The sequence below is a fragment of the Flavobacterium sp. LM5 genome (genome assembly GCF_002017945.1).
In the GTDB taxonomy this organism is placed as follows: domain Bacteria; phylum Bacteroidota; class Bacteroidia; order Flavobacteriales; family Flavobacteriaceae; genus Flavobacterium; species Flavobacterium succinicans.
The window spans coordinates 257485-270551 of sequence record NZ_MUFX01000002.1 but is presented as its reverse complement, the minus strand read 5'-3'; the positions used below and the strand labels follow the sequence as shown (position 1 = coordinate 270551).

10 protein-coding genes are annotated in these 13067 nt (G+C 35.7%); 2 read left to right on the top strand and 8 right to left on the bottom strand.

The annotated features are described in order from the left end of the window. Positions 1–206 precede the first annotated feature (206 nt). The 8 genes from BXU11_RS09580 to BXU11_RS09545 all read right to left on the bottom strand — a co-directional run bounded on the left by BXU11_RS09580 (position 207) and on the right by BXU11_RS09545 (position 10125). Positions 207–776, bottom strand: a complete 570-nt coding sequence (locus tag BXU11_RS09580; protein WP_078212372.1) for a cob(I)yrinic acid a,c-diamide adenosyltransferase — start codon at positions 774–776, stop codon at positions 207–209. A gap of 107 nt (positions 777–883) precedes the next feature. Beyond that, positions 884–3811 (bottom strand): pitrilysin family protein, encoded by a 2928-nt coding sequence (locus BXU11_RS09575; protein ID WP_078212371.1) that lies wholly within the window; start codon positions 3809–3811, stop codon positions 884–886. 74 nt (positions 3812–3885) lie between these two features. Then, entirely contained in the window at positions 3886–4572 is a 687-nt protein-coding gene (locus BXU11_RS09570; protein WP_024980276.1) for an ABC transporter ATP-binding protein, read from the bottom strand. 122 nt (positions 4573–4694) lie between these two features. Beyond that, positions 4695–5324, bottom strand: a complete 630-nt coding sequence (locus tag BXU11_RS09565) for a carbonic anhydrase (protein ID WP_078212528.1) — start codon at positions 5322–5324, stop codon at positions 4695–4697. Positions 5325–5406: 82 nt separating this feature from the next. Then, positions 5407–6186, bottom strand: coding sequence for an O-methyltransferase (locus tag BXU11_RS09560; RefSeq protein WP_078212527.1), 780 nt, complete (start codon positions 6184–6186; stop codon positions 5407–5409). A 252-nt stretch (positions 6187–6438) separates the two neighbouring features. Continuing rightward, on the bottom strand, positions 6439–6897 hold the full coding sequence (locus tag BXU11_RS09555; RefSeq protein ID WP_024980272.1) for an FKBP-type peptidyl-prolyl cis-trans isomerase: 459 nt from the start codon (positions 6895–6897) through the stop codon (positions 6439–6441). Between the two features lie 79 nt (positions 6898–6976). After that, entirely contained in the window at positions 6977–8833 is a 1857-nt protein-coding gene (locus tag BXU11_RS09550; protein WP_078212370.1) for an ABC-F family ATP-binding cassette domain-containing protein, read from the bottom strand. 500 nt (positions 8834–9333) lie between these two features. Beyond that, positions 9334–10125 (bottom strand): T9SS C-terminal target domain-containing protein, encoded by a 792-nt coding sequence (locus BXU11_RS09545; RefSeq protein ID WP_139363484.1) that lies wholly within the window; start codon positions 10123–10125, stop codon positions 9334–9336. Positions 10126–10363: 238 nt separating this feature from the next. Here BXU11_RS09545 and BXU11_RS09540 point away from each other — a divergent pair, with 238 nt between their 5' ends. Together BXU11_RS09540 and BXU11_RS09535 are read left to right on the top strand one after the other, a co-directional pair. Further along, entirely contained in the window at positions 10364–11545 is a 1182-nt protein-coding gene (locus BXU11_RS09540) for a glycosyltransferase family 2 protein (protein WP_078212368.1), read from the top strand. A 65-nt stretch (positions 11546–11610) separates the two neighbouring features. Continuing rightward, positions 11611–12924 (top strand): dihydrolipoamide acetyltransferase family protein, encoded by a 1314-nt coding sequence (locus BXU11_RS09535; RefSeq protein ID WP_078212367.1) that lies wholly within the window; start codon positions 11611–11613, stop codon positions 12922–12924. Positions 12925–13067 lie beyond the last annotated feature (143 nt).

Here is a 13067-nt window from a genome sequence, read left to right as displayed (position 1 = left end):
GCAAAAATAAATTTTTTACGGAATAAAACAAGTAAAAAGTAATTTATTTTTGCGTAAAGTTAAGAACGTTATTTTTTAAAATTCTAAAGAAGAAAATCCAAATTCCAAGAAAGAAAATCCAAATTCCAAGAAACAAATTCCTATTTCTAAATTTAAACTTTGAAGGATTGGAATTTGGGATTTAAATTGGAATTTTAAGAAAGTTTTTACTTTCTAGGAATCCATTTTACTTCCTCAGCGTTTAAATCTAGAGTCAACTTTCGTGCCAACACAAAAAGGTAGTCAGAAAGTCGGTTCAAGTACTGAATAGCAATAGGAGCAACGGGTTCATTGTGACTCAAATGCACAGCCAACCGCTCGGCACGTCGACATACGCAACGTGCGATATGACAATATGACACGGTTGTATGTCCGCCAGGTAATACAAAATGGGTCATAGGAGGAAGAAGCGCTTCCATGGTGTCAATTTCAACTTCTAAAAATTCAATATCTTGATCTACAATACCTAGTTTTTTCAGGCGCAATTCACCATTTTTAAGTACCTCTTTTTCGGGTGGCGTTGCCAATATCGCTCCAATAGTAAACAAACGATCTTGAATTTCGATGAGTGTGTTTTTGTAGTGATTGTCCATTTCTTGGTCCCGAATTAGGCCTATGTATGAGTTGAGTTCGTCTACAGTGCCGTAGCACTCGATGCGAGCGTGATCTTTCGGTACACGGGTACCGCCAAATAGGGCTGTGGTTCCGGAGTCACCGGTTTTAGTATATACTTTCATTTTGATGGAATAGTGCTAAATGTATTGAGGATAACAATGTTTGTTAAACGCTGTAAATGTAAAAAAGACTGCCGAAAAGCAGTCTTTTTTTTGTTATTAAATGAATGTTAGAAGCCAAAAATTTCTTCTAACGATACTTTCTTTATTTCTCCTAGTTTTTTCATTTCATTCATATCAATCTTATTTTCAGAGGCTACAATCGCATAACTGTAAGGTTTGTTGGCTATGAAGTTGTTGTGAAAAGTTTTGAGGTCAGTCATAGAAATTTGATCTACGGTTGAGAATATTTTTTTTCTTGCATCCTCTTTTAGTCCAAGTTCTTTGGCGGCTAAGTAATTAAAGATGATATTGTCTTGGGTGATTCTTTCGGTTTGAATGTCTTTTTTAACTTGACCTTTGGCTAAATTTAAATTTTCGCTTAATTCGGGTAATTTGTTCAAAAGTTCATTCATGGCAGTCGAAGCTTCTTTGAATTTGTCTGCTTGACTTCCTACATAGTTTAAAACAAGATAGTTGTCTTCTTTCTTTTGAGGTTCTACATAGTATCCATAGGTGCTATAAGCTAAAGCTTTACTTTCTCTGATGGTTTGAAAAACTATAGATCCCATACCGCCGCCAAAATAATTGTTGAATACGTTTATGATAGTGTTTTTATTGGCATCATAGGTTTCCGAATTTCTTACCCAACGCGTTTCAGCTTGTACCATGTCATAATTAGTGAAAAATACTTGATTTTGGGTTTGTGCCAAAGGTTTGAAAACTTTCGTGGTTGGTGTAGCAGCAAAAGTGGCAGGAACTTTATGTAATGTTTTAAGTTGATTAACAAAAGTAACTAACGGTGCTGGTCCATAATAAATAATGGTTTGTTCGTAATTATTTAAGTTTTTCAAACGACTCATTAAGTCCTCTGTTGTTAATGATTCTAATTCAGCGGTAGTTAGAATGTTATTGAATTTATTTACAGTCCCATACGTAGCATAGCTGGTTAGTCCTTGCAAAATAGCATTTTTATTCGATTTTAAATCTTTTCTAGATTTTGCAATTCTAGCTTTCAAAGCTTTCAAAGCATTTTCATCTGCCTTGGTCTTTGCAATCACTTCTTCGTACAATTGAACTGCTTTTTCAAAATTTTCTTGTAAACCTTCAATGCTTACGGTTGTATATTCTTCGCTAGTGTTGATGTTAAAGCTACAAGCAATTTTATAAAATGCTTTTGAAATTTGTTCGGCTGTCATTGTATCTGTGCCTAAAAATTGTATGTATTGACTGGCTAAAGCTTGTTTTAAGTCGTTTAGTGTACCAATTTTGTAGCGGTATTTTAATCTAAAAATAGAGTTGTCTTTGTTTTGAACATAAAGCACTTCCGCTTTTTCAATTTTCGATTTCTGAATGTCTTTGTTATAATCTAAAAATACTGGTGTAGAAGCAATGCTTGGAATAGCATTGACTTGTTTTAAGAAGTCAGATTGTTTGTCCGCATTGGTTTCCACAGGAGTAATTTGTGGTTTTTCAATTTTAACCTTGTTTTTGTTTTCGCCTTTTCTTTTGTAAATCACTACATAATTTTCGCCGAGATATTTATTAGCAAAAGCTACAATATCTTCTTTTTTTAATTTTGACAAATCGTTTACATAGGCAACTTGATCTCTCCAGTCTAATTCTGAGGTAAAATTGCTCATCAAATTGCTAGCGCGATCTCCGTATTTTTCAGTTTCGTAGATTTTACTTTTTTTAATGTTATTGATAATCGAAGGGATTAAATCATCATCAAAGTTTCCTTTCTTTAAATTTTCAATCTCAGCTAAGACTAATGCTTTGGCTTCTTCTAAGGTTTGACCAGAAGTAGGTGCTGCTGATAAATACAGAACACTATAATCGATCAGGCTGTAGTTGAATGCGCTCGCGCGAAGCATTTTTTGTTTCTTAACTAAATTAAGATCCAACAAACCAGCTTTGCCATTAGTAAGCACTTGCCCCACTAAATTTGCCAATAAAGCATCTTTATCTTTGTTGCCAGGAAGACGGTAACCGATGGCAAAACTCTCTGCGTCTGGGCCAACAATTTCAACAGTTATTGGTGTTGTTATTGGTGCTTCTGGTTCAAAAGTATATTTTTCAATTGCTTTAGGTTGCATATACCCAAAAGCCTTGTCTATTTTTGCAATTACTTCATCCGGATTAAAATCGCCTGACATAATTACTCCCATATTATTGGGTACATAATATTTGTTGAAATACTTTCGAATCTCAATTAGCGAAGGGTTTTTTAAATGCTCAACTGTTCCAATAGTGGTTTGTAAACCATAATTGTGTTTCTTGAATAAGTTGGAAAATAAAGCTTCCGAAACTTTTCGACCATCATTGTCTAGTGTTCTGTTTTTTTCTTCATAAACCGCTTCTAGTTCAGTATGAAAAATTCTTAGAATTGGATTTCTAAAACGTTCCGCCTGTACGGCTAAGTATTTATCCAAAGAACTACTTGGAACATCATCCGTATATACTGTTTGCTCAAAAGAGGTAAAAGCATTCGTTCCTTGTGCGCCCATAGCAGACATCATTTTGTCATACTCATTGGCAATGGAATATTTACTGGCAACTCCTGAAGTTTGATCGATTTTCTTATAGATTTCTTTTCTTTCTACACTGTCTTTGGATTGATTGAATTGCTCATACAAAGCATCAATTTTGTCTAATTCAACTTTTTCTTTAGCCCAATCTAAGGTTCCGTATTTATCTGTTCCTTTAAAAAGCATGTGCTCTAAGTAGTGCGCTAATCCAGTATTGGTAGCGGGATCGGTTTTGCTTCCGGCTTTAATAGCGATGTAAGCTTGGATACGAGGGTCTTTTTTGGTAGGACTCAAAATTACCGTTAACCCATTTTTTAAGGTATAAAAACGGGCTTTGGTAGGGTCGTTGGTTACTGTTTTATACGTATATCCATTGCTAGTAGTTTCTTTCCATTCTATTTGATCTTGCGCAACCGTTGAGGCTACGCTGCATAAAATGAATAAGGAAAAAAGGGTTTTTTGTAACATAGTTTATGGTTTTTGGGTTAGTGGCTTTTTTTTATAGTTTAATGGTTAAATCGTTTAATTATTCAATCTTTTAATCATTTAGTGGTGTCGGTTTCGATTAATCCGTCTCGTAAACGGATCACGCGGTGCGCGTAGGCAGCAATATCTTCCTCGTGCGTTACTAAAATTACGGTATTGCCTTGGGCGTGAATGTCTCCAAACAATTTCATAATTTCTACTGATGTTTTACTGTCTAAGTTTCCTGTGGGCTCATCGGCTAAAATAATCGATGGTTTATTGACTAAGGCTCTAGCAATGGCTACACGCTGACGTTGACCTCCCGAAAGTTGGTTAGGTTGATGATCCATGCGGTCGCCAAGATTCACTTGGTTCAATACTTCGGTGGCTCTTGTGGTGCGTTCCGTTTTTGAATGTCCTGCATAAATCATTGGTAAAGCTACATTGTCTAGTGCGGTTGTTCTTGGCAAGAGGTTAAAAGTTTGAAACACAAAGCCAATTTCTTTGTTTCTAATTTCGGCCAATTCATCATCCTTCATTTTGCTGACATCTTTGCCGTTCAAAATGTAAGTACCAGAAGTTGGGGTGTCTAAGCAACCCAAAAGATTCATCAAAGTTGATTTTCCTGATCCCGAAGGTCCCATTAAGGCCACGTATTCGCCTTTGTTTATTTCTAAATCAATGCCTTTTAATACATAAACCGTTTCGTTGCCTAGTTGAAAATTTCGCTTAATGTTGGTGATTTTTATAAGTGGTTCTGTCATTAGAAAGTATATTAGAATGAGTGACTTTTATTTTTCCCTAAATGTAAAAGGTATTTTTGAAAGTATAAGTATCCAAAAGCTGATTTTTGTTACACCATCTAATAGCTATAGACTTACAAAATCTATTTAATGATATTGTAAACAGTGGTAATTCTTTGTAAAATGGCATCAAAATCAATTTTTAAATCTTTCAATTCCCCTGTTTTTAAATCAAAGACCCATCCATAGACCACTAATTTTCGCTCCAAATTGGCTTGCTGTATTTCGGCCATTTTTATAATATTAATGCATTGTTCTTGTACATTAAGTTCTACCAATCTTCGGTTTCTGGCTTCTTCATTAGGTATGGCTTCGAGTTCTTTAAAATGCAATCGATACACGTCTCTAATATTTCTCAACCACGGATTTAATAAGCCTAAATCCGACTGTTGCATTGCGGCAGCAATCCCTCCGCAACCATAATGGCCACACACAATAATGTGTTTTACCTTCAAATGATTTACAGCATAATTAATCACTGACATGGAGTTCAAATCGTTGTTAGGTACCAAATTGGCAATGTTGCGATGCACAAAAACTTCTCCCGGGCGCAAACCCATCAGTTCTTCTGCCGTTACTCGACTATCGGAACATCCAATATATAAAAATTCGGGTGTTTGTTTTTTAGCTAAATTTTCAAAAAAGTCAGGATCATCTTTCAAGTGTTTTTGGATCCATTCTTTGTTATTTTTAAAAAGTTGTTCAATCTTCATGCTCTTATTTTTTATTTCGATCGTGATTAGATCTCGGCTATTCACTTCGTTTCTTGTTTAAACCAAAGTTGTTGGTTTACATTTATATCCTAATTACAAAATGCTCTTTGGCTTGTTCTTTTCTAAAAAATACCAAACCCCATTGATGCGTATCAATAGTTACTGTTACTTTAGGATGATTTTGTATCATTTCCCAAGCCTCTTGCATCTCTTTTGACCAATGAATGTCGTCAAAAATCCAAACCGTTTCATTGTGAGTCGTAGGGAGTAATTGCTCAAAATACTTTACAGTTGCTTCTTTGGCATGATTTCCGTCAAAATAAATCAAATCATATTTTTTGGCAGCCAATTGTTCTTGCTGTAAAAAATCCTCAAATCGAGTAGTTATCGCTTCAATCTGATGGAAATGGAAATTTTTGAACTGGTGTTGGGCTATTTTTCCCGTTTCAGGACAGCCTTCAAGCGTTGTAATTTGGGCTTTTTTGTTTCCTAACACCATTGAAGCGGTTGCTAAACCCACGGATGTTCCTAGTTCTAAAACCGAGTGGGGCTCAAAGTAACGGGTAATTCGATACAGTAATTGCGCTCGTTTTTTCGAAATCCCAGCCGTTGCCGCAATTTGCGCAATGCTCCGAGTAGTAGATTTAAAAACTCTTGATCCCGCGCCGAAATCCGTCACTTCAATCGCGTTTTTATCGGCCAAAAGAGACGATCTGTATTGGTTTAAAACGGCATAATCAGCATGTTTTGCTTTGTCATAAAAGCATTGCGTAACCAAAGTAAACACAAAAGGCGAATGTACCCCGTGTTCATTTTTGGAGAGCCATAGAAAGTGTAGGTACGATTTGAGTTGAAAAAACATACTATTGGTTTTTTTTGAAGCAACCCACAAAAAGCTTATTTACTAGCAAAGTCCCGCTATCCGCTATATCTTTGCTTTGAAAAAAAAAGCAAAGGATGCCGCTGCTATCGGGGCTATAAACGAAGCTTGGGTGCTTTTTTATTTTCATCATTAAGTAGCAATAAAAACAACAACGCTACTGCTAAAGTTGATAAAAAAAATAAGCCATAACAAAAAAAGTAGTATGGCTTATTTATAAATGTTGTTTACAAATTAATTAATCGAAAGTAATTTCACGTCAAAAATCAAAACGGATCCACCCGGAATTGGACCGTATCCAAAACTGCCATATCCTAAATGTGCAGGAACAAACAGTTGTCCGCTACCACCTGTTTTAAAATAAGGGATGCCTTCTGTCCATCCTTTTATCACTTGATTTAATCCAAAAGTTGCGCCTTCGTCTTTGCTCTTGTCAAATTCTTTTCCGTCAGTAAAATATCCTTTATAAATTACCGTAACATTAGAAGTGGCTTTAGGATGTTCTCCCGTGCCTTCTTCATTGATGATGTAATATAGGCCTGATGAAGTGCGTTCGGCCTTTAGGTTGTTTTTGGTCAAATAATCTTTAATTTCTTGTTCGTTTTGTGCGCTGTAATCAATAGCTTCTGTTTTATCCAAGCTGCAAGAAACAAATAAGGTTAGGAGCATAAATGCTGATGCTAATTTTTTCATTTTTACTGTAATTTTTAATAGTCGCTAAAATAAGCATTCATTATTTTAAGCAAGAATCTTTAAGAAAATTTTAAAAGTGTTATCCTTCTAATTTGGCCGAAAGTTCAAACCAACGCTCTTCTTTGGTTTCGATTTTCTGAATAATAACTTCTAATTCTTTCGCTTTTTTCTCAATTTCAACCACTTGGCCATCGGCAAAAAGCTGCTCTATTTTTGCTTTTTCCAGTTCCAAATCTTTGATCTCTTTTTCAATTTTTTGAAATTCTTTTTGCTCGTTAAAAGTCAGGTTACCTGTTGGATTGTTTTGTTTCCAATCTTTTTTCTCGGCTTTGTTTTCTTCTTTTTGTGCCACATCAGCGCTGTCCTCATAGGCTCTAAAATCAGAGTAATTTCCGGGAAAGTTTTCAATTTCGCCTTGTCCTCTAAATACAAATAAATTATCGACAATCTTATCCATAAAATAACGATCGTGCGACACCACCATCAAACATCCAGGATAATCTAGCAGAAAACTCTCGAGCACATTCAAGGTTACAATATCCAAATCATTGGTAGGTTCATCTAGAATCAAAAAGTTAGGATTCTGTATCAAAACGGTACACAAATACAAACGCTTCAATTCGCCACCACTTAATTTTTCTACAAAATCATATTGTTTTTTGGCATCAAACAGAAAGCGCTCTAGCAATTGCGAAGCCGAAATAATGCGCCCTTTGCTTAGTGGAATGTATTCTCCGTATTCCTTAATAATATCTATAACCCTTTGATTGGGTTTTGGGTTGATTCCGGATTGGGTATAATAGCCAATTTTGATCGTGTCACCCACAATTACTTTTCCGCTATCCAGAGGTAAAGTACCCGTTAGAACGTTCAAAAAAGTAGATTTTCCTGTCCCGTTTTTTCCAATAATCCCGATGCGTTCACCACGTTGAAAATCAAAACTAAAGTTATCCAGAATCACATGATCCTTAAATTTTTTCGAGATTTTGTGCAGCTCAATGATCTTGCTGCCCATGCGCTCCATGTTGATTTCGAGCTCGACTTTGTTCTCTCGACGGCGACTTTGGGCTTTTTCTTTAATGATGTAAAAATCGTCTTGACGCGATTTCGACTTGGTGGTTCGGGCTTTAGGTTGCCTGCGCATCCATTCCAATTCTTTTACAAACAAGTTTTGCGCTTTGTCCACACTAGCGTTTTCAGAGGCAATACGCTCTTCTTTTTTCTCCAAATAATAGGAATAATTGCCTTTGTATTGGTGTAATTTCCCGTTGTCTAATTCAATAATTTCGTTGCACACACGCTCCAAAAAGAAACGGTCGTGCGTCACCATAAACAGCGTAATGTTTTCTTTGGCAAAATAACTTTCCAGCCATTCAATCATTTCTAAATCCAAGTGGTTGGTAGGTTCATCCAAAATCAACAAGTCAGGACGATTGATTAAAATGATAGCTAAAGACAATCTTTTTTTCTGTCCACCTGACAAATTTTTGACCTTCAGCTTGAAGTCTTCCAACTTCAGTTTGAACAAAATCTGTTTGAACTGCGTTTCAAAATCCCAAGCATTGTATTGATCCATTTGATCAAACGCTTTTTGGTAGGCTTCCTCATCTTCGGGATTTTCCAACGCTTTTTCGTAGCGTTCAATCACTTTCAAAATTTCATTATCCGAAGCGAAAATACTTTCCTCAATCGTCAATTCGTCTTGCAAATTATGATCTTGCGACAAAAACGCCATTTTAATGTCTTTACGAATCACCACTTGTCCCGTATCGGGTTCGTCCTCGCCATTAATAATTTTCATGATGCAGGTTTTTCCTGAACCATTTTTGGCAATAAAGGCAATTTTTTGGTCTTTATTAATCCCAAACGAAAGGTTTTCAAAAAGGGTTCTTTCTCCAAAAGACTTAGAGATATTTTCGACAGATAAGTAATTCACTTGATAAGGTATGGGTTATGAGTTATGGGTTAGGATTGGTTTAAGAATCGTAACATTTTGCAAAAGTAAGCTATTCTATAGCCATTTGCGAATTATTTCTCAAAGGGTTAAGGTTGTTTTTAGGGACATCGGCAAAAGGCATTGTCAGGAAACATGGGTCCCGCTGTCGTTAAGTTAAAGATTAAACGAGGAAATGATTGCTGATTTTTGATTAATGATTTTTGATTGCTGATGTAAAAAATACTGAAAATCATTTGATTTTTATTTACTTGACCAAAATCAAAAATCGTTACTCTTCAATCAAAAATCTTTTAACTTAATGACATTCGTGTTAAGGAGTATCAATGGTTTTTATACATTAGTCTGATTTGTCAGTTCGAGCGCAGTCGAGAACCAATAGTGCCTTTCGACTGTACTTCGACTTCGCTCAGAATAAACTGCTCGATGTGACTTAAAAAGTGTAGTGCTTAATTGTAGTTGTTATTCGTGTTATTACTCTTTCAATCCTTCAGCTTTACCACATGCCATTGTTGAGGAATCTTCAAAAAAGGTTTTCTGACCAAAGCTTCATTGGTTAAATAAAAGGTGTTGCCATCCATCGTAGCAATGCTCTCAATTTGATGAAATCGCATTTTTAGATTGATCCTTCTTTTGCTACCCGAAAAAAATTGATTTCCCGTAAAATCAGACAAAAGATATAAAAAAGGGCTTCCTTTTTTAGTGTAGCCACACAGTACTATTTTTTTCTCACGCTCCAAATAAGTAGCGCCAGTGAGTAAGCCTTTGCAATCCCAAGAAGCTTTTAGTTGTGCCATTTGGTGGCCTGTGGTGTTGGGCAAAGCATAAAGGTTTGTAGTCGAAGTTTTCCATACTTTAGTGAACAAATAGATACTGTTTTTCGTTGCTATAAAAGCTTCGCAATCCCACTCGGTGGTGTTGGGTTTTTGTGGATTAAAATCTGTTTGGTTACTATAAGAAAAAGTGATGGTTTCAATATGAGGTTGCTCTTTCAGAAAGGATGTCTTCTCTATTTTTAAAATACTCAAATCTTTTCGATTCCCAGAATTGTTGTTGCCAAAGTCTCCTATATATAGGTAGGAACTATCTTGAGTGATTTCTTCCCAATCCTGATTCACTACTCCGTGCAGTTTGATTTTCTTTTTGATTTTTCCTGAGGCGTCCAAACCATAAAGCGTGGTGTCGTGGTCGTCATTGTGTGTCCAAAATAAACCCTCAAAAAATACTAACCCAGAAGTTTCTTTTAAGGAATCGGATAGTGGAGCAGAATGCAAGTGTTTTGTTTTGATCCTTGAGTGCTTATTTTTTTTGTTTTTTAGGATAGCAACATCATTAAGTTTATTCGTTTGAGGGTAAACGAACGAAAAACAGCACAGTAAGTACAACAAGAATTTCATAAACATTGATGCTAAGGGAAAGGTAAAAATACGGAAATATAGTTGTAATAGACTTTTAATAACAAGAAGGATTGGTAACGCTTTTGAAAGCATTTTATCTCATTATATTTGCATCATGCAATTATCTGTTATCATTCTCAATTACAACGTGCGCTATTTCTTGGAACAATGTGTACTTAGTGTTCAAAAAGCGTTAGGAAATATCGATGGCGAAATTATTGTGGTCGACAATGCGTCCTCTGACGATAGTTGCGCGATGATGCAAACCCGATTTCCAGCCATACAATTGATTCAAAATAAAGAGAATCTGGGTTTTTCAAAAGGCAATAACATTGGAGTTGCTGCCGCCAAAGGGGACTATCTTTGTATTTTGAATCCCGATACCGTCGTAGCCGAAGATACTTTTGAGAAGGTATTGGCTTTTGTCAAAGCTCAAAAAAATCTCGGCATTGTTGGTGTAAAACTCATTGATGGTTCTGGGAATTTTTTACCCGAAAGCAAACGAGGGGTTCCCACGCCTTGGGTGGCTTTTACAAAAGTCATGGGATTGTACAGATGGTTTCCTTCTGTTTCAATTTTCACGAAGTATTATGCGCAACATTTACAGCCTGATCAAACCGGTAAAGTCGATATTTTAGTGGGTGCTTTTATGTTCCTCTCTCGTGAATTGTACTTAGAAGTGGGTGGTTTTGATGAAAATTGCTTTATGTACTCTGACGATATTGACCTATCCTATCAGGTGTTACAAAAAGGAAAAGACAATTTTTATTTTCACGAAACGACAGTCTTGCATTACAAAGGCGAAAGTACCGTAAAAGATGGTACTTACATGAAGCGCTTTCAAGAAGCCATGCGTTTTTTTTATCAAAAACATTTTAGAGTTTCCATTTTCTTTGAAATTTTCATGGAGTTAGGGATTTTTTTGTTTTCCATTTTGAAAATGTTTCAAGGAAAACCAAAACATAAAAAAGAATTCAATGCCTATTGTCTTTTTTCTGAAGATGAAAAAGTGGCGCAGGAATTACAGTTGGCTTTGGGAAAAAAAGTGGCGTTTCATGCTTTAAAAGGAGAAAAAATGGTAAATTCGTCTTCTTTTATAAAGGAAAAAGGAATCGAAATACTTCTGGATAATAATTATATTTCTTTTCAAGAATGCATCGCTTTTTTGGAATTACTAAAGAATAGAGGATTTGCTTTTAAAATTCTTCCTAAAAGTTCTAATTTTTTAATAGGAAGTGATAATAATAACGAAAGAGGTACGGTTTTGAAAATTCCGAATAATTTATATAAAATGTAATTTACATTCGATTTATTTGTTAATTTCGCAAACAGAAAATAAAAAACACCGTTTAGGTTACTGATATGGCAAGATTTGAATTAAAACTTCCAAAAATGGGAGAAAGTGTTGCAGAAGCAACCATTACCAATTGGTTGAAACAAGTAGGGGAAACAATTGAAGCAGACGAAGCAGTATTAGAAATTGCTACAGACAAAGTGGATAGCGAGGTGCCTAGTGAAGTTTCAGGGGTATTAGTAGAACAATTGTTTCAAATTAATGATTTGGTTCAGGTGGGTCAAACCATTGCTATTATTGAAACCGAAGGTGGTGCAGTTGCAGAATCTGTTGTTGCTAATGCAGTTCCAGAAGAGGTGGTAGCAATCGAAAAGTCAATTGAATTGGCTAAAGAAGCCGTGCTTGCTCCAGTAGATTTTACGGAATCGGATAAGTTTTTGTCTCCTTTGGTAAAAAATATTGCCAAAGAAGAAGGTATTTCTGTTGCAGAATTACAAACTATTTCTGGAACAGGTAAAGAGGGTAGAATTACCAAAGTTGATATTTTAGAGTATATTAAAAATAGAGGGAATCAACCTAAAGTGGTTGCTACACCATCATTAATGGTGGATACAGTGTCGTCTGTGTCGCCAATTCCTGTTGCTACAAAAGCTGCTCCAGTTTCTGTTAATGGTGGAGACGAAATTGTAGAAATGGACAGAATGCGTAAGCTAATTTCGGGTTATATGGTAGCTTCTGTTCAAACCTCGGCTCACGTACAATCATTTATTGAGGTTGATGTGACGAATATTGTAAAATGGAGAGATCGTGTAAAAACTGCTTTTGAAAAGAGAGAAGGTGAGAAATTGACTTTTACTCCTATATTTATGGAAGCTGTGGCGAAAGCTTTGAAAGATTTTCCAGGCATGAATATTTCGGTGGATGGTGATTTTATTATCAAAAAGAAAAACATCAATTTGGGTATGGCAGCAGCTTTACCAAACGGAAATTTAATTGTTCCTGTTATTAAAAATGCCGATCAATTGAATTTGGTAGGTATGGCGAAAGCAGTAAATGATTTAGGAAATCGTGCGAAAGCTGGAAAATTAAAACCAGACGATACACAAGGAGGAACTTACACAGTTACTAATGTGGGAACTTTTGGTTCTGTTTTTGGAACACCGATTATCAACCAGCCACAAGTAGGTATTTTGGCACTAGGGGCTATTCGAAAAGTGCCAGCGGTAATCGAAACACCAGAAGGTGATTTTATTGGAATTCGTCAAAAAATGTTCTTGTCTCATTCGTATGATCACCGTGTGGTAGATGGAGCATTAGGAGGAAGCTTTGTGAAAAGGGTAGCAGAATATTTAGAGGCATTTGATCCAAATAGGGATTTTTAATAAAAAACTAACAATCCAAAACCGACATAATGTATTTTATGTCGGTTTTTTTATTTTAATTTTTTTGTAAAGATTTGGATTTCATTCTGTTTGTTCCATTTTATTAAAGAGAAGTCTTTTTAGTCCTGCTTAAAAAAGTATAT